Source organism: Streptomyces sp. NPDC107471, from assembly GCF_055582845.1.
Window position 1 is genome coordinate 172775 of the sequence record NZ_JBVJPC010000013.1, and the last position, 21123, is coordinate 193897.

20 protein-coding genes, 1 tRNA gene and 3 pseudogenes are annotated in these 21123 nt (G+C 71.0%); 17 read left to right on the forward strand and 7 right to left on the reverse strand.

Annotated elements, in window-relative coordinates:
• Nucleotides 1–48: 48 nt before the first annotated feature.
• Nucleotides 49–3414, forward strand: coding sequence for an ALF repeat-containing protein (locus ACZ66S_RS34940; RefSeq protein ID WP_469905577.1), 3366 nt, complete (start codon nucleotides 49–51; stop codon nucleotides 3412–3414).
• Between the two features lie 84 nt (nucleotides 3415–3498).
• On the opposite strand, the gene ACZ66S_RS34945 is transcribed toward ACZ66S_RS34940, so the two are convergent.
• Nucleotides 3499–3750 carry a hypothetical protein gene (locus ACZ66S_RS34945; RefSeq protein WP_469905578.1) on the reverse strand — a complete coding sequence of 84 codons (252 nt, stop codon included), beginning with the start codon at nucleotides 3748–3750 and terminating at the stop codon, nucleotides 3499–3501.
• A 101-nt stretch (nucleotides 3751–3851) separates the two neighbouring features.
• On the opposite strand from ACZ66S_RS34945, the gene ACZ66S_RS34950 reads away from it, so the two are divergent.
• Nucleotides 3852–4151 carry a GntR family transcriptional regulator gene (locus ACZ66S_RS34950; protein WP_469905579.1) on the forward strand — a complete coding sequence of 100 codons (300 nt, stop codon included), beginning with the start codon at nucleotides 3852–3854 and terminating at the stop codon, nucleotides 4149–4151.
• Here ACZ66S_RS34950 and ACZ66S_RS34955 read toward each other — a convergent pair.
• On the reverse strand, nucleotides 4141–4629 hold the full coding sequence (locus tag ACZ66S_RS34955; RefSeq protein WP_469905580.1) for a hypothetical protein: 489 nt from the start codon (nucleotides 4627–4629) through the stop codon (nucleotides 4141–4143). The two genes, ACZ66S_RS34950 and ACZ66S_RS34955, sit on opposite strands and share 11 nt — an antisense overlap.
• A gap of 167 nt (nucleotides 4630–4796) precedes the next feature.
• Here ACZ66S_RS34955 and ACZ66S_RS34960 point away from each other — a divergent pair, with 167 nt between their 5' ends.
• Nucleotides 4797–5456 carry a TMEM175 family protein gene (locus tag ACZ66S_RS34960; protein ID WP_469905581.1) on the forward strand — a complete coding sequence of 220 codons (660 nt, stop codon included), beginning with the start codon at nucleotides 4797–4799 and terminating at the stop codon, nucleotides 5454–5456.
• Nucleotides 5457–5469: 13 nt separating this feature from the next.
• Here ACZ66S_RS34960 and ACZ66S_RS34965 read toward each other — a convergent pair.
• The 3 genes from ACZ66S_RS34965 to ACZ66S_RS34975 form a co-directional block, all read right to left on the reverse strand.
• Nucleotides 5470–5543, reverse strand: a tRNA-Trp gene (locus tag ACZ66S_RS34965).
• A 176-nt stretch (nucleotides 5544–5719) separates the two neighbouring features.
• Nucleotides 5720–6640: an NADP-dependent oxidoreductase gene (locus ACZ66S_RS34970; RefSeq protein WP_469905582.1), complete on the reverse strand. Its 921-nt coding sequence runs from the start codon at nucleotides 6638–6640 to the stop codon at nucleotides 5720–5722.
• A 104-nt stretch (nucleotides 6641–6744) separates the two neighbouring features.
• The gene (locus ACZ66S_RS34975) at nucleotides 6745–7383 is read right to left on the reverse strand and encodes an HD domain-containing protein (protein WP_469905583.1); all 639 of its coding nucleotides are present in this window, start codon (nucleotides 7381–7383) and stop codon (nucleotides 6745–6747) included.
• A 144-nt stretch (nucleotides 7384–7527) separates the two neighbouring features.
• Here ACZ66S_RS34975 and ACZ66S_RS34980 point away from each other — a divergent pair, with 144 nt between their 5' ends.
• From ACZ66S_RS34980 to ACZ66S_RS35010, 7 genes are all read left to right on the forward strand, one after another.
• Complete coding sequence (locus tag ACZ66S_RS34980; protein WP_469905584.1) at nucleotides 7528–8502, forward strand: GlxA family transcriptional regulator; 975 nt, start codon at nucleotides 7528–7530, stop codon at nucleotides 8500–8502.
• Nucleotides 8503–8767: 265 nt separating this feature from the next.
• Complete coding sequence (locus ACZ66S_RS34985; protein WP_469905625.1) at nucleotides 8768–10030, forward strand: MFS transporter; 1263 nt, start codon at nucleotides 8768–8770, stop codon at nucleotides 10028–10030.
• Between the two features lie 277 nt (nucleotides 10031–10307).
• The gene (locus ACZ66S_RS34990) at nucleotides 10308–10955 is read left to right on the forward strand and encodes an HAD family hydrolase (protein ID WP_469905585.1); all 648 of its coding nucleotides are present in this window, start codon (nucleotides 10308–10310) and stop codon (nucleotides 10953–10955) included.
• 111 nt (nucleotides 10956–11066) lie between these two features.
• On the forward strand, nucleotides 11067–11975 hold the full coding sequence (locus tag ACZ66S_RS34995) for an NAD-dependent protein deacetylase (protein WP_469905586.1): 909 nt from the start codon (nucleotides 11067–11069) through the stop codon (nucleotides 11973–11975).
• 184 nt (nucleotides 11976–12159) lie between these two features.
• Nucleotides 12160–12591: an NfeD family protein gene (locus ACZ66S_RS35000; RefSeq protein ID WP_469905587.1), complete on the forward strand. Its 432-nt coding sequence runs from the start codon at nucleotides 12160–12162 to the stop codon at nucleotides 12589–12591.
• Between the two features lie 4 nt (nucleotides 12592–12595).
• Nucleotides 12596–13633 carry an SPFH domain-containing protein gene (locus ACZ66S_RS35005; RefSeq protein WP_469905588.1) on the forward strand — a complete coding sequence of 346 codons (1038 nt, stop codon included), beginning with the start codon at nucleotides 12596–12598 and terminating at the stop codon, nucleotides 13631–13633.
• 269 nt (nucleotides 13634–13902) lie between these two features.
• Entirely contained in the window at nucleotides 13903–14292 is a 390-nt protein-coding gene (locus tag ACZ66S_RS35010) for a GNAT family N-acetyltransferase (RefSeq protein ID WP_469905589.1), read from the forward strand.
• A gap of 25 nt (nucleotides 14293–14317) precedes the next feature.
• On the opposite strand, the gene ACZ66S_RS35015 is transcribed toward ACZ66S_RS35010, so the two are convergent.
• Nucleotides 14318–15379: a PucR family transcriptional regulator gene (locus tag ACZ66S_RS35015; protein WP_469905590.1), complete on the reverse strand. Its 1062-nt coding sequence runs from the start codon at nucleotides 15377–15379 to the stop codon at nucleotides 14318–14320.
• A 312-nt stretch (nucleotides 15380–15691) separates the two neighbouring features.
• Between ACZ66S_RS35015 and ACZ66S_RS35020 the strand changes: the two genes are divergently transcribed.
• The 3 genes and pseudogenes from ACZ66S_RS35020 to ACZ66S_RS35030 form a co-directional block, all read left to right on the forward strand.
• On the forward strand, nucleotides 15692–16126 hold the full coding sequence (locus ACZ66S_RS35020) for a hypothetical protein (protein ID WP_469905591.1): 435 nt from the start codon (nucleotides 15692–15694) through the stop codon (nucleotides 16124–16126).
• Nucleotides 16125–16457, forward strand: a pseudogene (locus ACZ66S_RS35025) (flotillin family protein); the annotation flags it as partial. The gene ACZ66S_RS35020 and the pseudogene ACZ66S_RS35025, both read left to right, overlap by 2 nt.
• Nucleotides 16458–16543: 86 nt before the next feature.
• Nucleotides 16544–17807, forward strand: a pseudogene (locus ACZ66S_RS35030) (DNA repair ATPase); the annotation flags it as partial.
• A gap of 85 nt (nucleotides 17808–17892) precedes the next feature.
• Here ACZ66S_RS35030 and ACZ66S_RS35035 read toward each other — a convergent pair.
• A complete protein-coding gene (locus ACZ66S_RS35035; protein ID WP_469905592.1) occupies nucleotides 17893–18744 on the reverse strand; it encodes a LysR family transcriptional regulator in 852 nt (283 codons plus the stop codon).
• A gap of 80 nt (nucleotides 18745–18824) precedes the next feature.
• On the opposite strand from ACZ66S_RS35035, the gene ACZ66S_RS35040 reads away from it, so the two are divergent.
• From ACZ66S_RS35040 to ACZ66S_RS35055, 4 genes and pseudogenes are all read left to right on the forward strand, one after another.
• Nucleotides 18825–19307 (forward strand): cupin domain-containing protein, encoded by a 483-nt coding sequence (locus ACZ66S_RS35040; RefSeq protein WP_469905593.1) that lies wholly within the window; start codon nucleotides 18825–18827, stop codon nucleotides 19305–19307.
• Between the two features lie 132 nt (nucleotides 19308–19439).
• On the forward strand, nucleotides 19440–19805 hold the full coding sequence (locus ACZ66S_RS35045; RefSeq protein ID WP_469905594.1) for a DoxX family protein: 366 nt from the start codon (nucleotides 19440–19442) through the stop codon (nucleotides 19803–19805).
• Between the two features lie 66 nt (nucleotides 19806–19871).
• Nucleotides 19872–20768, forward strand: a complete 897-nt coding sequence (locus ACZ66S_RS35050; protein ID WP_469905595.1) for a phosphorothioated DNA-binding restriction endonuclease — start codon at nucleotides 19872–19874, stop codon at nucleotides 20766–20768.
• Between the two features lie 122 nt (nucleotides 20769–20890).
• A pseudogene (locus tag ACZ66S_RS35055) lies at nucleotides 20891–21075 on the forward strand (helix-turn-helix domain-containing protein); the annotation flags it as partial.
• Nucleotides 21076–21123 lie beyond the last annotated feature (48 nt).

The following is a 21123-nucleotide window of genomic DNA, read 5'->3' on the forward strand; positions in this document are numbered from 1 at the left end:
GTGATCGCCGATCTGCCGCGCCGGCAGAGACCACGAGGACAACTTCCTATGCAGACGATTTTCTGGAGTCGCAGACGGCTCCTCGGTTCGCTCGCCGCCGTCACGGCCGTCGCCGCCACGCCCCTGGCGTGGACGCCCGTGGCCCGCGCCGCCGACACCACGACACCCGATCCGCTCACCCTCCCCGACACCGACCGGGCCAAGGTGGTCAAGGCCTGGATGACCGGCGGCCGGGCCACCAAGGCAGCAGCGGCCGACGCCCTGTTCGGCACCGACACCGACATCCAGACCTTCCTCGCCCAGACCCTGCCGACGGTCACGACGGAGGACAACCGCGTCGCGATCGCCAGTTACCTCGCCCGCTCCGGCAAGGGCCTGCGCCGCGAGGCCGTCGCCGCTCTGGACAGCGGCGACAGCGCCATCTCGGCCTTCCTCCAAGGTGGTTACGAGTCGGCCCTCCTGGAGGACCTCCAGGTGGCGACCGCCATCCTGTCGGCCACGGGCGGAAAGGCGGTCCAGCGCAAGGCGTCCGCGGCCCTGGACACGGGCACGCGCGCGGCACTGGAGACCTTCCTGACGGAGGGCCAGTACACCGCCCGACTGGAGGACTCGCAGCTCCAGGTCTCCGCCATGCTGGTCAACGCGGGGCCGGAGGTGCAGAAGTACGCCAACCGCGCCCTGGACGGCACCGCGACGGACATCCAGTGGTTCCTGGACACCGGCCAGCACATCGCCCGCGCGCGCGACCAGGAGTCGGCGACCATCGAGGAACTCGTCGCGGTCGTCGACCGGGAGGGCAAGCGCGCCCAGGCCGAGACCGACCTGGCCGTCGAGGCGTCCGAGCGGGCCCAGGCCGCCGCGGCCGAGGCGAAGAAGGCCGCCGAGAAGGCCGCCGCCGAGGCCGAGGCCGCCAAGGAGGACGTACAGAAGTCCGCGGCCGCCGCCCGGAAGGCGGCCAGCGCGGCCTCGGGGGCCGCGAACGCCGCCCGCATCGCCATCAACGCCTCCAACGCGGCCGTGAACGCCTCCCGGCGCGCCTCCTGGGCGGCCACCGCCGCCTCCCAGGCCGCGTCCGCCGCCGGAGGCGCCGCGTCCCGTGCCTACAACGCGGCCATCGCGGCCTCCAAGGACGCCGGCAAGACCGAGGCGGCCAAGAACGCCGCTGTCGCCGCCCGCAACTCCGCCGCGAAGGCCCGCTCCGCCGCCAAGGCCGCCGACTACGCGCGCGCCGCCTGCGCGCAGTCCGTCAGCGCCAGCGCCTCGGCCGCCTCCGCGGCCCGCAACTCCGCGGCCGCCGCTGCCGCCTCCGCCCAGGCGGCGGCCGCGTCCGGCGTCGCCCAGTCGCAGGCCGCCGAGGCCAAGCGCCAGGCGGCCATCGCCTCCGCCGCCGCCAACCGGGCCACGAACGCCGCCTCCACCGCCCAGGCCCTGGCCAACACGGCGGCCAAGGCGGCGAGCGACGCGCGGGATGCCGCCAACTCCGCCGCCGCCCACGCCGAGAAGGCGGCCGACGCCGTCGACGAGGCCGTGGCCAACGCGGGCAAGGCCATCGACTTCGCGAACAAGTCCACCGCCCACGCCGCCGAGGCCGTGAAGGCCGCCGACACCGCCACCAAGGCCGTCACCGACGCCGTCGCCGTCGCCAAGGCGGCACGGGACGCCGAACTCGCGCGCCTGGACCAGGAACGGCTCCAGGGCCTGGACGAGGCCCGGCTGCTGGCCGAGATCGAGGCGCAGGACCAGGCCGAGTACGCCGACAAGCGGGCCCAGGAGACACAGACCGACCAGGCGATCAAGGACCTGATCAGCGCGGCCGAGAAGGCCCTGTACACCGACGGGGACCTGTCCCTCGCCGCAACCCTGGGCCGCAAGGCCGCCACCGGGCTGCTGGAGGCCAAGGGCGCCTGGACACGGGAGGCCGCCCAGTTCGCGCTGTCCGGCAGCGACGACGACGTCCTCTCCTGGATCGACCTCGACCGAGCCGTCGCCCAGGGCCAGGACGACCGGGAGACCGTCCTCTACATCGCCCAGGTCTCCAACCCCGCCATCGCCAATGCGGCCCTGGCCGCGTTGGAGAGCAGCAGTTCCACGGCGATCGGGGACTTCCTGACCTCCGGGGTGATCCGGGCCTCGCAGGACGACAACCGGGTGCAGATCGGCCGCATCCTCGACCAGAAGCCCGGCAAGGCCGTCACCGAAGCGGCCAACGACGCGCTGGACAAGAACACCCCGGAGGCGTTGCAGGACTTCTTCGACCGCACCTACCCCGCCGCGGTGCGGGAGGACGACGCGGTCGAGACCGCCACCTCGGTGGCCAGCGGCGGTGACTACACCAAGGCCTACGGGGAGGTCGCCCTGGAGGGGCCGACGTGGATGCGTCGTAACTTCGTGCAGGTCGTGCAGTACTCCGCGGCCCAGCTCGACCACGACGCCGCCACTCATGTCGCCGCGATCCAGGGCGCGATCGCCGCCGCGGCCAAGACCGCCTACACGGCGCAGCAGACCGCTGCCCTGGCGTCCCAGGCCGCCGCGACCGCCCGCAACGCCGCCGCAGAGGCCCAGGAGTGGGCCGACAAGGCGATCGCCGCGGGCACGAAGGCCGGCCAGTACTCCGACCAGGCCCGGCAGAACGCCGACGCGGCGGACAAGTCGGCCGCCGACGCCCAGGCCTCCGCGAACAAGGCCTCGGCCGCCGCGTCGACGGCGCGCACCGCCTCCCGCTCGGCCAACTACTCCGCGAACAAGGCGATCGACGCGGCCCGTTCGGCGCTGAACTCGGCCTACAGCGCCCAGCAGTCCGCGGCCAGCGCCCGCCAGTCCGAGCTCGCAGCGGGCCGGGACGCGGCCACGGCCGCCGCCGCGGCGAACCAGGCGCGCGCCATCGTCATCCAGAAGCGCCAGGCCGAGGCCCGCGAGGCCGCCCGCGAGGCCGCCGAGAAGGCGCAGCAGGACCGGGACAACAACCACAACCCGGCCGACAACGGCGGCAATGACGAGGTCAACCAGAACGGCACCAACGGCGACAACGACGCGTGGTACTCGGACGCCGGCTGGTGGGCCGACGCCTTCAGCTACGTCAGCCTCGCCGCGGGACTCATCTCTGCCGGGCTGGGAGTCGCCAGCGCCGTGTTCCCCCCGTTCGCCGTGGTCGGTGTCCCGGCCGCGGCGATCTTCGGTGGCATAGCGATGGGCGCCGGCGCGCTGAGCACCCTGTTCACCGGCATCGAATACGGCTTCACCAGCAGCGAGTTCGGGTGGGCCGCGGCCGGCACCGCGCTGAGCCTGGTGACCTACGGCCAGTCGAGGTGGATCACCCCGGTCGCCAAGAGGGTGGCCCCGGTGGTGAAGGAGGTCGCCGAGGAAGGAAAGGAGCTGGTCTCCTCGATCACGAGCGGCCTCTCCTCGATGTTCTGACCGCCCTGCCGTAAACGTCCAGCGCCCAGGAACAGGCAGACGGGCGGCACCGTTCAGCGGTGCCGCCCGTTCCCCGACGCCTCGTCAGGAACCGGTGTGCACAGTCGGGTTGGGGACACGGGTCTCGGGAGCGGTCGCGCCGGCACGGACCCACAGGGGCTTGAGGCGGTACGTCAGCAGGTACAGCATCGCCCCCGCCGCAGCCGCCACGAACATGCTCAGGTCACCCGCGCCCGGGTACGCCTCGGAGAACGGCCCGGTGTAGAGGCTGGACTGCCAGAACGGCACGGAGGCGGCGACACCGCCGGCCCAGGCGACGAAGCCCCAGTCCAGCACCCGGCGCCGGTCGTAGAGCTCCTCGACGCGGGACGGTCGGAACGGCCCACCGCCTGGGAGGGGGTGGCCGGATCCTCAGCGTCTGGACCGAGAACGGCTCGGTGCAGGCCAGGGTGATCGCCGAGATGCGGCGGCGGATCATCAAGGGCGACATCGAGCCCGGCGCTCCGCTCTCGGAGCTGGCCCTGGCGGAGGAGTTCGGGGTCAGCCGTACGCCGGTGCGCGAAGCCCTCAAGCAACTGCAGACCGAGGGGCTGGTGGAGATCAGGCCCCGCTTGGGGACCTTCGTCACCACGCCCTCCGGGAGGGGGTTGCCATGGGCCGACGGGATGGGCCTGCCCGGTCGCGCTGCCCGCGGCCGGCCGCTCAGCAACTCCCCGTTCCGTCGCCCTACCTGGTGACCCAGGTCTTCTCTTCCGGCTTCCAGAGGTAGCGCGCGTACTCACCGTCAGCGACGCCCCAGGCTTCCCAGCCGCCTCTTCCGAAGTTGATCAGGAGGGTCGAGATCTCCGCGACCGGCGGCGCGGCCTCGCAGAGGTCACGCAACTGCACGAGCGCCTCTGGAGGAAGGTCGGTCGACATCGAGACCCGCCAGCCTTGTTCCGTCCGCAGTTCGAACCCCGCAAGGGCGGGGCTGGCGCCGGCGTCCTCCTGTTGGCGGCGCAGGAACCGGCGTACGGCGACACCATCGAGGGTGCCGGCCAGCCGCGTGCCGAAGTGCTGCGCGAACGACTGCAGGAACGTCGTCGCAGCGAGTACCCCGCCGGCCTCCAACATCATGGTCACGACGTTGTGCGCGTGGGCGAGCTGGCCGCCCACCGTGACCTCGCCGGGCGCGACTTCGCGTTGTTCTTGGTCGCGCTGTACTTCGTCCCCCACCGGAACCCCTCTCGACACACGTCGAGCATGCCAGCCCGCGCGTCCAGGAGTCCTCGTTCAGCGCGTGAACGGCGTGGATTCGTCCAGCCTGATCGTGGAGCCAAGCCAGGGATTTCACCGCCGCCCTCCCTACGATCGATCCACGATCTTGATCCTGGGGAGTTCGGATGAGCGAGGATGTGCGGCCGGAACCAGGGCTCTCGCCCGAGAGACTGGCCTTCTTCACCGACGCGATCTTCGCCATCGCGATGACACTGCTGGCGGTGGAGCTGGAGCGCCCCGACGCGGAGGCGCTGAAGTCTGCCGACGCGCTCGGCGGTTTCCTCCTGGACCAGCGGAGCTCGTATCTGGCGTTCGCCCTGGCCTTCGTCCTGCTCTGGTCGGTGTGGCGCCGCCACCACCAACTGATGGACCGCGTTCGTGTCCTGTCGAAGACCTTCGCGTCCTGGCATGCCCCGTTCCTGCTGCTGGTCGCCTTCCTCCCCTTCCCGACGGCCGTCATCGGTGCCACCCTCACCAATCCGATGGCCCAGACGCTCTTCGCCGGCACCATGGCCGGCATCGTCTTCTGCGAGGTCGCCCTCAAGGAGGTCTCGGTCGCCGCGGGACTCGTCATCGGCGATGTCACAGAAGCCCGTAGACACGCCAACGGCTCCTGGGCGGTGGGCCTTTGGTTCCTGTTGAGCGTCGGTCTCGCGTGGGCGATCTCCTACGCCTACGTCCTGTGGTTCCTCGCCCCGCTGGCCGCCGGCTACGGCGGACCGCTCATCTCCCGTCTGCGCACCCGGCACAGGGTCACGCAGGACGAGCTCACGCCGGAAAGCTAGGCGTGTGATCCGGCAGGGGTGGCAGGACTCGAACCTGCGGCATCCGGTTTTGGAGACCGGCGCTCTGGCCATCTGAGCTACACCCCTTGGTCAGCCATCAGCTTGGCATGACCAACACGCCCCTCACCAAGGGTTTTCTGTACGGCAAGGAAGCCGCGGGCGGTGAGGGCGAGCTCCTGGACGAGCTCCTGGACGAGCCCGCGACCGTACGCCCGGATCAGCGGGCGACCTCGCTCCTGCCCGCCCTGCCGACTTCACCGTCCTCAGTCCTCGGCCACGCGAATGATCGTGCGTCCAGGGACACGCTCGCGCGAGGTGAAGGCCTCGACCGCTTCCGCGAGCGGCCGCACCGCGCCGACGCGTACCTTGAGTCGGCCCTCCCGCACACGCCGGGCGAGGTCGGCGAGGCGGGCGCGGTCGGGTTCGACCACGAAGAAGACGGCGTGACCGTCGGTGGGGCGCACGGAGGGCGGCTGCGCGATGCTGACGAGTGTGCCGCCGGGTCGTACGAGGGCGGCCGAGCGGTCGAGGACGTCACCGCCGATGACGTCGAACACGACGTCGACCTGGCCCGAGTTCTCCCACTCGTCGGCTTCCACGTCGAGGAACGTGTGCGCGCCCAGCGCGAGGACGGTGTCCCGGTCGGCGGAGCGGCCCGTGCCGATCACCCGGGCGCCCGCTTCGTGAGCGAGCTGCACGGCGATCGAGCCGACGCCGCCGGCGGCACCGTGAATCAGGACGGTCTGGCCGATGGTGAGACGCGCGTGGTCGAACAGACCCTGCCAGGCGGTCAGGCCGGAGATCGGCAGTGCGGCGGCCACCGTGTGGTCGATGTCGGCGGGCAGCGGGGCGAGGTTGCGGGCCTCCACAGAGACGTACTCGGCGAGCGAGCCGTTGCGGGTCCAGTCGGCCAGTCCGAAGACGCGCTGGCCGACGGTGAGGCCGGTCGTGCCGAATCCGAGTTCCGTCACCACGCCGGAGACCTCGTGTCCGGGCACACTCGGGGTACGGTCGCGGCCGGCGCGGTCGGTCCAGGTGGCGGGCCAGTCGAGCTCGCCCCGGGTGAAGCCGGCGGCGTGCACCCGCAGGATGACGTCGTTCTCGGCGGCGTGCGGAGGGGGAAGCTCCTCCAGGGTCAGTCCCTCGATCCCGGCTTCGCGATCCCGGACAGTGATGGCTTGCATGATTTCCCTTTCGTGGTGTGCTCTGTGGTGGGTGAGGGCTTCAGGGCGCCGTCCGGAGTTGGGGCCCAACGGCGTCTCGGGGTTCCGAACGGGCGGGATCCGGGTCACTGCGGCCAGGGAGCATCGAGGACCCGCTCCACCATGGACGTACGTCGAAATCCGGGCACGAAGTGTTCGAGGATGTCCGCGTTGACGGTTCCGTAGGTGGTGTCCGGGCGGTCTTTGAGGCCGTCGACGAATGCCTGCAGGAATTCCTTCTTGAAATCGCCGCGAGGATGAGCGGCGACGATCTCGTCGGTCCGGTCACCTTCCAGTTCGTTGAGCCCCCAGCCGATGGCGTCGGTCAGGACGCCGTAGTTCGTGGCGGCGACCTCGGGGTCCATCCGGCCCGGAATCCCCGGCGTCGTGTGCAGGGCGATCGCCCTCCAGACCACGTCGGCGGCGCTTTCGGAGAACCCGCGTGCCAGCAGGAACTTCTGCGCGTGGTCGGCGCCGTCCACCTCGAATCGCTGCTGTGCGTCGCGGAACGGGATCAGAAGGCCCACGTCATGGAACATCGCCGAGACGTACAGCAACTCGGGATCGGGCCGCAGTCCCCTGGCACGCGCGTGGAGTGAACCGAAGAGGAACACCCGCCGGGAGTGGTGGAAGATCAGCGGATTCGTCCTCTCCCGAAGAAACTCCGTGGCCTCCGCGACGGCCGAGGTCCCGGGTATTTCCACCCCTGCGATGATGTCGGTCATGATGTCCGCGCTTTCCGATGCGATGTACGACGAGTACGACGAATGGACCGTGGGCCCGTTCTCCACACTGCCGACCTCAGGGCCCTCGGCGCCGCCTCCGTCCGGCCATGACCCCCTCGAATCCGGTCATCCCAGGGTGGGCCAGTGAGCTCCACCCCGCACCGCGTGGCGATCCTCGTCTACGACGGGGTCAAGCTGCTGGACGTCGTCGGCCCGGCCGAGGTCTTCGGGGAGGCGAACCTCCTCGGCGCCGACTACCGGATCTCCGTGGTGTCGACGACGGGCGCCGACGTCACCTCCTCGATCGGCATGCGGATCGCCGTCGACGGCAGTGCCGCCACGCAGCCGGACCCCGACACGCTCCTGGTCCCGGGCGGGGCCGTCTATCCCAGGACCCCGGTCACGCGCGACCTGACCGAAGCGACCGGGCAGCTCGCGGCGCACGCCGGCCGGGTCGCCTCCGTGTGCTCCGGCGCCTTCGTCCTCGGCGCGACGGGACTCCTGGACGGCAGGCGGGCGACCACGCACTGGAAGATCGCCGCCGAACTCGCCAGCCGGCACCCCAAGGCCCGCGTCGAGCCGGACGCCATCTACGTGCGCGACGGCCAGATGTACACGTCTGCGGGCGTCACCGCGGGCATCGACCTGGCCCTCGCGCTCGTCGAGGAGGACCACGGCCCCGACGTCAGCCGTGAGGTGGCCCGCTCCCTGGTCGTCTACCTGCAGCGGGCGGGCGGCCAGTCACAGTTCTCCGCGCCCCTGCAGGGCTCACCGCCCCGGTCACCGGCCCTGCGCAGAGTCGTCGACATCGTCACCGCGGATCCCGCCGGCGACTACTCGCTCGCCGCGCTCGCCGGACGGCTCAACGTCAGCACGCGCCACCTCACCAGGCTGTTCCGCGAGGAGCTGGGCACCACGCCCGCCCGCTACGTCGAGTCGATCCGCTTCGACATCGCGAAGTCCTTCCTCGACCAGGGGCACACCGCCACCCAGGCGGCGTCCATGGCGGGCTTCCCGAGCTACGAGAGTCTGCGCCGCGTCTTCGCCCGCGAGCTGTCCATCAGCCCGACCGCGTACCAGCGCCGGTTCGCCACGGCGCGCCGCGAGCAACCTCAATAGCGTTCCGGGGGGGGAGGCAGCGCCGGTGCGGATGCCCGGTCCTCACGCATGCCGCGGATGCCCCCCCCCCGGGCCGCCGCACGAGTGCCGCCCAGCGAGGCACGCCGCCTGCCCGCCTCATGGAGACCCGCGTACGCGCCGCAGGGACGGATGAGCCGATGGGACGGATGGGCGGATGGGCGGATGGAACCGTCCGCGGTCACCACCGCCATCCCAGTGATCTCCCGTCTTCTCTCACGCCTTGCGATTATGTACATTTGTACATATCCGATGGACGTGGGGCCCGCCGCCGGCCCGCACCGACTCACGAGCCCCGCGGAGCCCCCTCTTGACAGACCCCGCCGTGCGCCGGCGCCGCCAAGCCCTCTACCTGTTCTTCTTCCTCCCGGGCATCGCCATGTCCTCCTGGGTCACGCGCACCCCCGACGTGCGGGACCAACTGGGCGCCTCCACCGCGGAGATGGGGCTGATCCTCTTCGGCCTGTCCGTCGGATCGATGATCGGCATCCTGTGTTCCGGCCGCTTCGTGGAGCGCCTCGGCACCCGGCCCGTGATCGTGCTGGGCACCACCCTGATCGTCTCGGCCACGATCGTCATCGGCGCCGGCAGCGCCGCCTCGTCGCCTCCCCTGGTCACAGCCGGGCTCTTCCTGTTCGGCGCCGGCATGGGCTCCGGCGAGGTGGCGGTCAACGTGGACGGCGCCGACGTCGAACGCATCACCGGCACACCGGTACTGCCCACCCTGCACGGCTGCTTCAGCCTGGGCACGGTAGTCGGCGCCCTGGCCGGGATGGCAGCCACGGCCGCGGACGTCCCCGTCCACTGGCACCTCGCCGCGATCACACTGGTCGCCACCGGGATGCTGATCCACGCCTCCCGCGCACTGCCGAAGGGTGTCGGTCTCAGCACGCGGCGCCGGACCGCCGACCGTGGTACCGAGCACGCCGGGCCGCAGGTCTGGAAGGACCGCAAACTGCTCCTCATCGGTGCCATCGTGCTGGCCATGGCACTGGCCGAGGGAGCGGCCAACGACTGGCTGCCGCTGCTCATGGTGGACGGCCACGGCCTGGACGCCACAGCCGGTTCCCTCGTCTACGTCGGGTTCGCCGCCGCGATGACACTGGGCCGCTTCTGCGGCACGTTCTTCCTCGTCCGCTTCGGGCGTGCCACCGTCCTGCGAGCGAGCGCCCTCTCCGGTGCCCTCGGGCTCGTCCTGGTGATCTTCTCCGACAACGTGGCCGTCGCGGCGACGTCCGTTCTCTTCTGGGGGCTCGGGGCCTCCCTCGGCTTCCCGGTGGCCTTGTCGGCGGCCGGCGACTCGGGCCCGGACCAGACCGCGCGCGTCTCCCTGGTCGCCATCATCGGCTACGTCGCGTTCCTCGTCGGACCACCGGCCCTGGGCTTCCTGGGTGACCACTACGGGCTGCGTACGGCGATGGTCGCGGTGCTGGTGTTCGTCGCCTCCGCGATCCTGATCGCCCCCGCCGCCAACACCCGGGAGCGCGCCACAGAGACGCTGGAGGTCTGAACAGGGGCCAGGGAACGGACCTGGCACGCGGCTACGGCCTGAACAGAGGCCTGAACTCGGGTCTGGGCGCGGACCTGGCACGGGTACTACGGAACCCACCGTGCGACGTCAGCACGCGCACCCAACTCACGCGGCCTCACCGCGAGTTACCCGCCACCGCCGCGCCACGTCCGACTCGCTCCCATGTCAGCGCGGGGCCCGACCGGCCGCCCCCACCGCGGCCGAAGCAGGACAGCCCCATACCGGTCACTCGCCGCGGCAAGTAGGGTCCATCATCGTGAAACTCGCGATCTTCGATCTGGACGGCACTCTGGTCGACCGCACCGGCGCCTTCGCCGATGCCATCACCTCCCTGAGCCACGACCACGCCTACGGCCCGGAGATCGAGCGGTGGCTGCTGACCGAGCTGGCCGACCACGCCGAGCGCGGTGACTTCGACCGGCTGCGCGCCGCCTTCCCCGTCAGTGAGAGCGCCGACCATCTGTGGCGCGTCTACATCGACCGTATGGCGGCCTCCATGGAGTGCCGCCCTGCCGTCCTCGACAGCCTGGAGCGTCTCAAGGAGGCGGGCTGGAGCATCGGCGTCGCCACGAACGGCGCCAGCGACATCCAGCGTGCCAAGATCCACGCCACCGGCCTGTCCGACCTGATCGACGGGATCGCCGCGTCCGGCGACATCGACATACGCAAGCCCGACCCGCGGCTCTTCGAGCTCGCCGCCGCGCGATGCGGTACACAGCTCACTCCCGGGGACTGGATGACCGGCGACAATCCGGAGACCGACATCGTCGGCGGCCACGACGCGGGACTTCGCACCATCTGGGTCACCGGCCGCCCCTGGCCCGACGGACTGGTGACCCCGCACCACACCGTCGACGACGTCGTCGAGGCCATCGGCTACCTGCTCGACCAGGACTCGGCGTAACCCCGTAGGCCGTCGCCCCGGCACCACCGCCCATGCGCCCCTGCATGGGTCAGTGGCCTTCTGCTATCCGCCCGTACGACGACGCGGGCCCGGTTTCGTACCCTGGCACCCATGCGGACCCGTCCCACACTGCACTGGACCCCTCCCCCGGACCTGCCGCCGGGCACCACCGACCTCGAGCCGGTGGTCGACGCGCTCGGCGCCGGCGGTGTGCTGGTGCTCACCGGGGCGGGCATCTCCACGGAGTCGGGCATCCCCGCGTACCGGGGCGAGGGCGGCAGTCTGAGTCGGCACACGCCGATGACGTACCAGGACTTCACCGCCGGACCGCAGGCCCGGCGACGCTATTGGGCCCGCAGCCATCTCGGGTGGCGCACCTTCGGCCGCGCCCGTCCGAACGCCGGGCACGAGGCCGTCGCCGCCTTCGCCCGGCACGGTCTGCTCTCGGGGGTGATCACCCAGAACGTCGACGGTCTGCACCAGGCCGCCGGCGCCGAGGGGGTCGTGGAACTGCACGGCAGCCTGGCGAGAGTCCGGTGCCTGGCCTGCGGTGCCATCAGCTCGCGCCGTGACCTCGCCGGACGGCTGGAAGAGGCCAACGCGGGGTACCGGCCGGTGGCCGCGGGGATCAACCCCGACGGTGACGCCGATCTGTCCGACGAGCAGGTCGCCGACTTCCGCGTCGTGCCCTGTGCGGACTGCGGCGGCATCCTCAAGCCCGACGTGGTGTTCTTCGGCGAGCCGGTGCCGGCGCAGCGGATCGAGAGCTGCCGCGAGATGGTGCGAGCGGCGAGATCGGTGCTGGTCCTGGGCTCCTCGCTCACGGTGATGTCCGGACTCAGGTTCGTCCGTCAGGCGGCCCAGTCGGACAAGCGCGTCCTCATCATCAACCGGGACCCCACCCGCGGTGACGCACTCGCCCACACCCGCGTCAGCCTCCCGCTGGGAACCGCCCTGACGTCTGTCGCAGACGCGCTGGGCCTTCCCGCGCACGGCCAGGTGGCCCCCCGGCAGTCCTGAGCGAGCTCAGTGGGCGGGGGTGTGACTCCGTCCCGGCCCGGGGCGCCGTGCAGGGCGGAAACCGAACATCTGGAGGCCCGGACACGCGGGTTTCCCTTCCAGGGGTATCGCCGCCGTCCGGTGTCGGGGTCCAATGGGGTACGTCAGGCCCTTCCGCACCCGTACCGGTCAGAAGAGGCACGCCATGGATCCATCTCTGATCTGGTTGATCATCGCGGCCGTGCTGGCTGTGGCGGAGATCGCCACCCTCACCGCCGCCCTCGGAATGCTGAGTGTGTCCGCACTGGTCACGGCGGGAACCGCAGCCCTCGGGCTGCCGCTGCCCTTCCAGTTTCTGGTGTTCACCCTCGTCGCCACGGGCACCGTGGTGTTCGTACGCCCCATCGCGCTGCGCCACCTGCTCCGCCCCCAAGTGGAACGATTCGGCATCGACGCTCTGGTCGGCAAGCCCGCCTACGTCCTCTCGGAGGTGACGGGCCTCGGCGGCAGGGTCCGCATCGACGGCGAGGAATGGACGGCCCGCGCCTACGACGAGACGCTGGTGATTCCGCCTGGAAAGACAGTCGACGTCATGGAGATCTGCGGCGCCACCGCCCTCGTCTACCCCCGGGACTGAAACCATGGAAACCTCGGCGTTCCTCATTGCCGGCCTGCTCGTCGCACTGATCGCGGTCTTCACCGTGGTGCGGGCGGTCCGTATCGTGCCGCAGGCACGCGCTCGCAACGTCGAGCGGCTCGGTCGCTACCACCGGACCCTGACGCCGGGGCTCAGCCTCGTCATCCCGTTCATCGACCGGGTCCATCCGGTGATCGATCTCCGGGAGCAGGTCGTCTCCTTCAAGCCGCAACCTGTGATCACCGAGGACAACCTGGTCGTCGAGATCGACACCGTTCTGTACTTCCAGGTCACCGACCCCCGAGCGGCGTTCTACGAGATCGCGAACTTCCTTCAGGCGGTCGAACAGCTCACCGTGACCACCTTGCGCAACGTCGTGGGATCCATGGACCTGGAAAAGACCCTCACCTCGCGGGACACCATCAACAGCCAGCTCCGTGGCGTCCTGGACGAGGCCACCGGCAAGTGGGGGCTGCGGGTCAACCGAGTGGAGATCAAGGCCATCGACCCGCCGCAGTCCATCAAGGACGCGATGCAGAAGCAGATGCGCGCCGAGCGGGACAAGCGTGCCGCGATCCTCGGGGCCGAGGGCCAGCGCCAGTCGCAGATCCTCACCGCCGAGGGCGACAAACAGGCCGCCGTCCTGCGCGCCGAGGGCAACCGTACCGCTGCGATCCTCCAGGCCGAGGGCCAGTCCCGGGCCATCGACGAGGTGTTCCAGGCCGTGCACCGCAATGACCCCGACCCCAAACTGCTGGCCTACCAGTACCTCCAGACGCTGCCCCAGTTGGCGCAGGGTTCGGGCAACAACTTCTGGGTGATCCCCAGCGAGATCACCTCCGCGCTCCAGGGTGTGTCCCGCGCCTTCACCGAGGTGCTGCCCCAGTCCCCGGCCACCCGCGAGAAGCCCTCGGACGACAGCGCCGAACGGGCCGCCGACGACACGGCTGAGGCCGCGCAGGCAGCCGCCGCGGCCCTCGCGGACGCCGCCAAGGTCGATCGCACCACCCCCGACGTCCTCCCGTCGGTCCCGCCTCGCTGACGACGTCCACCGGGACGGGACACTGAGCGCGGCCCGCCCTCGGAGGCCCACCGTCGCCCTTGGGCGGGGCCGTTCCGGCGCCGAGTGACCGGGTACTCGATGCGGCGATCGTCGGGCGCCGGGAGGTCCGCGCACGTCGTCGGCCTGTCGGGCCGGCGCCGTACAGATCGCACCGACCGACACCTTCACACGCCACACACACGTGCTCCATAGTGTCCTCCGATCGGCCTTCCCGAGGATGAGAAGACGAAGACCACCAAGAGGTGCAGTTGAACGGCCTAAGCACCGCTCTGCCCGGCACGGCGACGGAAATAGTCCTGCTCGACCACGAGGAACACGTCGTCGGGCGGCTGCGTTTCCGGGCCTGCCGGAGCTGTCGTACCGGGCGGATCCTGGACGTCTGGGTCTGCGACGCCCGGCAGCGTCAGGGGCTGGGCCGCGATCTCGTCCACTCCGTCCTCGCCCGTTGCCCCGGCTTCCGGTGGAGCACGACCTCACAGACCCGCGACGGACGGGAGTTCTTCGAGACGATGACCCGGGAGAGTGCCGTGCCCCTCCCCCACGGCGGCCCCCTGTGCTGCCACCTCATGGGCGCGTTCCGGCGAACCTTGCACGAGCTGCTGGACCACTGGACGCACCCTCCGTCTCGCGATCAGTGAAGCGCCGACGGTGGCCGGCAGCAGGTCACACGTCGTTGTCCGGCCAGCCCAGGAGCCTGGCACCGATCGCCGCCGTCTGGAGGGTGTAACGGTCGAAGGGATCGGCTGGATCGGCGCCGGTGAGCTTGTGAATGCGATCCAGGCGGTAGGTGAGGGCCCGCACGCTCAGCTTCAGGCGTCGCGCCGCCTCGGCCGCGACGCACCCCGAGTCGAAGTACGTGGTCAAGGTGTCGACCAGCGGCTGGGCCCCGCCTCGCGCGGCCTGCAGCGGCCCCAGGGTGTTGTGCACGAGATCGGCCATGGCCTGTCGGTCACGAGCCAGGACCGGGTAGACGAGGAGGTCGGCCGCGCGCAGCACCGGCGCCTCGATGTGCAGCCGCTCGGCCAGGTCCAGGGCGTTCAGGGCCTCCTCGTAGGAGTGGACCACTCCCCCCGCGCCCGGGTGAGGACGCCCGATGGCGACCTGGCCACCGTCGGCGGCCCCGTACGCCTGTTTGGCGAAGTACGCCAGCACCTCCTCCTGCTCTCCGGGGGCGATGCACACCAGCCTCCCGTCCTTCGTCGTGACCAGGATGCGCCGCTCGCCGAACCTGCCGATCAGGGCGCTCTCCACCTGCCGGGTGGCGGGATGCGTGTCCTCCATCGGTGCGCCGCCCCGGGCCACGGCGACCGCGTGTGCCCGGGACAGGAGCAGTCCGAAGCGTTCGGCGCGTTCCGCCAGGCGCCCCAGGTCGCTGCGGCCGTAGAGCAGGTCGTCGATGAACTCGCGGCGGATGCCCTCCTCTTGGCGCACCGCCAGTCGCTGGGCGCGTTCATGGCCCTCGACGAAGGCGTCGATCGCCTGCTCGACGACGGCCAGCGTGTGTTCGGCGTCCGCGGAACACAGAGCGGGCCACTGCTCCCGAGTCACGGACAGATGCCGGCGGACCAGTGCTCGGAGCCCGAACCCCGCCTCGGCAGCGCGTTCTCCCCGGGCGCGGAGGGACTCCAGTTCGTCCCTGGTCAGCCGGCGGCCCGTCTCGGACGCCTCCGCCAGTATCCGGGGATAGCCGTCCAGATACTCGTCGGGTACCTCACGCCCGGCCACCTGGCCTCCTCTCCTCTTGTCCTCATGACCCGGTGCCGGCGAACTGCCCCCGCACGGGGGACAAGAGTGACAGACCCCCGCGGGGCCTGAGCGGGCGACGGGCGCGGCAAGGTGCCGACCCGTCCGCGTCGACTGTCCGAGGTATCACAGTCCGGCATCAACGAGACGTCAAGATTGCCGGAACACGGCAATGCGCCGCCACCGCAAGCCATTTCACAATGGCTACGGCGCAGCCGCCGCTGCGTCCCGCGTCCGACCCCGGCAACGTCCGCGGGAACCTGGACGCTTGAGCGGAACTCGGGGGGGAGCGGAATGCTGGAGATCATCGAGGCGGCCGCGCAGTTCCCCGCCGTCGTCTTCACCTCACCGCTGGTCGTCGCGCTCGGCTTCTGGCTCCTGGTCATGCTGGGCCGGGCCCACGTACACGACTTCGACGCCGACGCCCCGGCACTGGCCCGGGCGTTGCGAGGGGTACCGGTCGCCGTCGCCGCCTCCGTCGTCACGGTGAGCGGCTGGCTCGTCAGCCTCGCCGGGACCGTCGCACTGGAGCGGATGGGCTGGACGGGGCTCGGTTCCGTCCTGGCCCGGCTCGGGCTGCTCGCGCTGTCCGTGCTCGGCGCCTGGTGGGTGAACTCCGGGTTCACGGCTTCGCTCGCCAGGCGCTTCTCGTGTCAATACGACGTCTCACGCCAGGACTTGGCGGCAGGGACTCCGTTCGACCCCGGCAGTCGCCGCGCTCGCGGCTGACATCGTCGGCGGCGAGTCGGTCTTCTTCGACCGGCTGATGTCCTCGATCGCGCTGGGCAAGGGCGTGGACGCCTTCGTCCAGCACTCCGAGACTGCCCAGGCGCTGACGAAACCCTGGCTGGACGGCACGTCCAGCTTCACCGACGACCTGAGCCGCGTCCTCGGCTCGGTCTCGACGGCCGACGTACAGAACCTGACCGTCTCCGCCCTGCTGATGCACATGATGAAGACCGGCGGGGACCACGCCGGGCAGTTCCGCCAACTGCTCGACAGAGCAGGTGAGCTGGGGCTGGCGGACACCTCCCTCGCCGCCCTGGACGGCAGCGTCAGGGGGCTGACGATCGGCGGTCCGGAGCTGCCGCACAGGGGACGGCAGCTCCGGACCGCGTTCCATCCGACCTTTCCGAGAGGGACCCCATGGCCACCGGTCTGGACACCGGCACGTACGAGGTGCTGCGCGACCGGCTCTCCGCGCAGGCCGCCGACCTCGCCCGCCGCGCGGAGGAGCTCAACGCCAGCCGCACCGAGGAGTTCGGCTCCGCACGGCTCGAACTGGCCGGCGCCGAGCGGCTGCGCACCGAGCACGCCTGCGTACCCCGCGACATCGTCACCGTCGGCGACACGCTGCTGTTCGGCCACCACGTCCTCCTGGGTCCGACCGCCGAGACCGCCGTCGGTGACGTCTTCGCCCTGTACGACCGCGACCTGAACCGGCTGTCCGACGACGCCGTTCCCGGCCTGTTCGACGATCCGGCGTTCCGCCGCGAGTTCGACGCCCTCCACCGCTACTACCGGCAGGCCCGCCTGCTCCAACTGCGCCGCATAGAAGGCAAGTTGCTGGCCGTCTTCCAGACCGGCGAGAGGGCCGGCGACATCCGCGTGCTGCGCTGGGTGCTCACCGACGACGGCCGAGCGGGTTTCCTCGACGCGCGCGGCGACCGCGACCACGTCCTCCCGCCCTCCCACGTTCTTCGCATGGGTCCCGGCCGTGAGCGAGGACCACGTCCTCGGCCGCCATCCCCATGTCTCCGTCCTCGGTGAGGTCTTCGTCGACACCCTCGGCGGCACCCTCACCGTCAAGGTCGACAACGACACCGAGACCGCCGAGGGAATCCACGCCGAGCCCGTCGACGAGCCCCTCCAGTCGCTCGCCGACGCCGACATCGCCCACGCGCGCGTGGGCGCCCTGATCCTGCTGCGCGTCCGCCCCTACAAGGAGGACACCTACCGCTACCTGGTCTTCAACACCCTCACCAGGACCGCCGTACGCCTCGACGGCATCGGACAGGCCTGTCGTCGCCTCCCGGAGGAGCAGGGCATCGTCTTCCCGGGCGGCTACTGCCTGGCCACAGGCGCCCACAAGACGTACGAGGTCGACACGACAGGGCTTAAGTTCGAGCGCGAGATCCGCTCCCCCAACGGCGAGGACGTGCTGTTCGCCTTCCACGCCCGCGCGGAAGGCCGCACCCTGCTGCTGCCCTACAACATGATCCGCAAGGAGGTCGCCACCCCGCTCTCCTGCCACGGCTGGGCCCGCTGGGGCGACGGCACGCTGATGGTGCTGCGCACCGACAGCACCGAGCCGCAACGCGTCCACCCGATCCAGCGGTGGCACTCCCCGTACGTCTCGGACACGCATGCCGCCGCCCAGCCGGTCGGCGCCGGTCCTCTGGCCCGCGTCAACTGACCTTCCCGCCTCGGCGACCGCGTCCCTGGACGGCGACGGCAACCGGTGCACGAGCAGCGGCAGCACCGGTTGCCGGCCCTCAGTGGCGGTACGCCCCCGTCGCGATCTCCACGAAGGATCGGATCAACGGGTTGGTGTCGCCTTCGTTCCACACGGCCACCACCCGGCTCGGGGCCATGTCGATCAACGGCACCACGGCCAGTTCGGCGGGCAGGTCGTGTCCGAGCGGGGCCACGCCCACCGTGCCGTTCCACAGCACGGCCTGCAGGCACTCCTGGACGCCCCGCACCACGGGGCCCTCGCGCGGTGTCCCGCCGTTCCAGTACGACTGCCAGAGGGGGTCGGTGCCCCGCGGGAACTGGAACCAGCGCCGATCGCCGAGGTCGGCCAGCCGCAGCCGGTCGCGACGGGCCAGCGGGTCGTCGGCGCGCAGGACGACTCCGACCGGGTCCGAGCGCAGCGCACGCACCGTCAGGGCGGTCTCGTCGAACGGGGCTCGCGTCAGGGCGACGTCGACCAGTCCGGCGCGCAGCCCGCACGTCGGGTCGGTCAGATCGGTGTCACGGACGCGGATGTCGACACCGGGATGCCGTCGGCGGTAGGCGGCGGCCAGCCTGGTCGCTCCCGGATCGGTGCCGTCCCCCAGGATGCCGACGGTGAGGGTCGTGACGCCGGCCACCGCCTTCACGCGCACGCGGACGCGGTCGGCGTGTTCGAGCAGCGCCCGCGCCTCGTCGAGCAGCACGGTGCCCACCGGTGTGAGGGTGACACCCGCGGGCGAGCGGGCGAACAGCAGGGCCCCGACCTCGGCCTCCAACTGCTTGATCGCCCGGCTCAGCGGCGGCTGGCTCATGTGCAGCCTGGTCGCGGCCCGGCCGAAGTGGAGTTCCTCGGCGACCGCCACGAAATAGCGCAAGGTCCGTAGCTCCACGCTGCAACCATACCCAGCGGGTATCGGCACCGCAGGACAGGTCTTGGACACCTGCGAGGTACCGGCGGTGGACTCGGGGCATGACCGACACAGCAAGGACCAGCGAAGCCCAGTCCGCCCCCGCCGTCTCGGTGGTGGGCCCCGGCGACGGCGAGACGATCGTCCTCGGCACCACGCGCATGCGCGTTCTGGAGGACGGCAGCCGCACCGGGCACCGCCTCGCGATAGCCGAGTCCGTCCTCGCCCCCCACACCCAGGGGCCGCCCCAGCACCGCCACGCCCAGCACGACGAGGGCTTCTACATCCTCTCCGGCCGGGTGCGGTTCACCGTCGGGGACGAGGACCACGACGCCACCGCGGGCACGCTCGTGATGGTTCCGCCCGGCACCCCGCACACCTTCGCCAACGTGGCCGACGAACCCGCCGTCATGCTGAGCACCTTCACCCCCGACCTGTACGTGCAGTACTTCCGGGATCTGCAGGACGTGCTCGCCGAGGGCCGGCCGCTGACGCCACAGGCCAACATCGAGACGATGAGCCGCTACGCCACTGAGCCTGCCTGAGGTCGAACCGCTGACGGGCGGGGCCCGGCAGCTTTCTGCCCGGCCGGGCCCGCAGAGCACCGCCCGGACCTTCTCCAGACCTCTTCCGCCCATCGACGGGCGCCGGAAACCGGCAGCCCATGAACGGAAACGATGAACATCGCCTACTGGATCGTCGCGGGACTGCTCGCCCTCTTCTACCTCTACGCGGGCGCCATGAAGGTGACCCGCAGCCGCGCGCAGCTACGGCCGATGATGGCCTGGGTCGACCGCATGCCGATGACCTTCGTGAGGGCGCTGGGAACGGTCGAACTCCTCGGCGCGGCGGGCCTGGTCCTGCCACCGCTGACCGGCATAGCTCCCGCACTGGCCCCGGCCGCGGCCATCGGCTTCCTGCTCCTTCAGGTCGGTGCGATCGCCGTCCACCTCACCGGCGAGGACCGCCGGATCACCCTCAACGTCGGGCTCATCGCCGTCACAGCCGTGACCGTCTGGCTGGCGGTGACGAGGTCGGGGTGAGGCCCACGCACGGCTGCCCGAGGACGCCGGCCGTGGGCAGCGGAGCCATCACTACGATCACTTCCCATGGATTGGCTCGAACGCCTCGCGAAGCTTCGGCAGTGGACCAGGAACGGCACCCGGGCCCCGCACAAGCCGCTGCTCCTGCTGTACGCCATGGGCCGGTACCAGGAGGACGCGGACAGCGCGTTGCGGTACACCGCGGTGGAGGAGGATCTGCAACGGCTGCTGACCGAGTACGGGCCGCCCAACAGGACATCACCCTCGTACCCGTTCCACCATCTGGTGAGCGACGGGGTGTGGGAGGTGCGGACCGACCGTGGGCACGGCAGCCCCGGCAGCGGGGTGGGGGATCTCCGCCAGAGCGGTGCCGCGGGGCGGCTCGCCCCGGAACTCAGAACCGCCTTGGACAGCGACCCCGAACTCCTGGGTCGGATGGCCCAGTTGCTGCTCGATCTGCACTTCCCGCCGTCTCTGCACGAGGAGTTGCGCGAAGCCGTGGGCCTGGAAGCGGAGGCGACCCTGCCCGAGCACCTTCCGTCCCTGCGGAGGAGGCAACGGGACCGGCGCATGCGCGAGATCGTGCTGACCGCCTACGAGTACCGGTGCGCCTTCTGCGGCTACGACGGCAGGATCAGCACCGTCCCGGTCGGCCTGGAGGCCGCGCATGTCCGCTGGTGGGCGTTCGGCGGCCCGGACGACGTGGACAACGGTCTGTGCCTGTGCTCGCTGCACCACAGGCTCTTCGACAAGGGCGTCCTCGGCGTCGACGACCATCACCGCATCCTGGTCTCACAGCGCTTCGTCGGCCACAGCCCCGCCGCTCGCGAGCAGGTCGTCGCGCTGGCTGGACGTCCGCTGGTCGGGCCGCAGCCCGGCGTACGCCGCGTCGCGGCCGACCATCTCACCTGGCACACCGGCCAGGTGTTCCGCGGCGAACCACGCCCTGCCGCCGACGCCTGACGCAGCCTGCTCCGCCGCGGCGTCACGCGCGGCGGGCGTAGGTGAACGGGTCAACGGATCGCCCGGAAAGGGGGAGTTGAGCGCCGACCAGCCGGTACGACTCGGTCACGTGTTTCTGCGAACGCTTCCTGGACGCCTTGGAGTTGAATCCGCGAGCTGCATCACGTCGAGGACTACGCCCGGTTGCTCGGTCCGTACACTGAGCCGCGCCGTCCGGGCCGCCACCGGCAAGGGGGCACGCGAGGTCATCGACGAACGGCGGCTGCTCGAAGGCCGCCGCCTCCTCGACCACGCCCATTGGACCGCCGCACACCAGTTGCACGCCGGGCACGTACACGACCCGGCGGGCGGCGTC

What these genes read in the sequence shown, in the direction of transcription:
- ACZ66S_RS34940 (WP_469905577.1), top strand. Translation starts at nt 49, where the DNA reads ATGCAGACGATTTTCTGGAGTCGCAGACGGCTCCTCGGTTCGCTCGCC.
- ACZ66S_RS34960 (WP_469905581.1), top strand. Translation starts at nt 4,797, where the DNA reads ATGAGCGAGGATGTGCGGCCGGAACCAGGGCTCTCGCCCGAGAGACTG.
- ACZ66S_RS34970 (WP_469905582.1), bottom strand. Translation starts at nt 6,640, where the DNA reads ATGCAAGCCATCACTGTCCGGGATCGCGAAGCCGGGATCGAGGGACTG.
- ACZ66S_RS34975 (WP_469905583.1), bottom strand. Translation starts at nt 7,383, where the DNA reads ATGACCGACATCATCGCAGGGGTGGAAATACCCGGGACCTCGGCCGTC.
- ACZ66S_RS34995 (WP_469905586.1), top strand. Translation starts at nt 11,067, where the DNA reads ATGCGGACCCGTCCCACACTGCACTGGACCCCTCCCCCGGACCTGCCG.
- ACZ66S_RS35000 (WP_469905587.1), top strand. Translation starts at nt 12,160, where the DNA reads ATGGATCCATCTCTGATCTGGTTGATCATCGCGGCCGTGCTGGCTGTG.
- ACZ66S_RS35005 (WP_469905588.1), top strand. Translation starts at nt 12,596, where the DNA reads ATGGAAACCTCGGCGTTCCTCATTGCCGGCCTGCTCGTCGCACTGATC.
- ACZ66S_RS35020 (WP_469905591.1), top strand. Translation starts at nt 15,692, where the DNA reads ATGCTGGAGATCATCGAGGCGGCCGCGCAGTTCCCCGCCGTCGTCTTC.
- ACZ66S_RS35040 (WP_469905593.1), top strand. Translation starts at nt 18,825, where the DNA reads ATGACCGACACAGCAAGGACCAGCGAAGCCCAGTCCGCCCCCGCCGTC.
- ACZ66S_RS35045 (WP_469905594.1), top strand. Translation starts at nt 19,440, where the DNA reads ATGAACATCGCCTACTGGATCGTCGCGGGACTGCTCGCCCTCTTCTAC.
- ACZ66S_RS35050 (WP_469905595.1), top strand. Translation starts at nt 19,872, where the DNA reads ATGGATTGGCTCGAACGCCTCGCGAAGCTTCGGCAGTGGACCAGGAAC.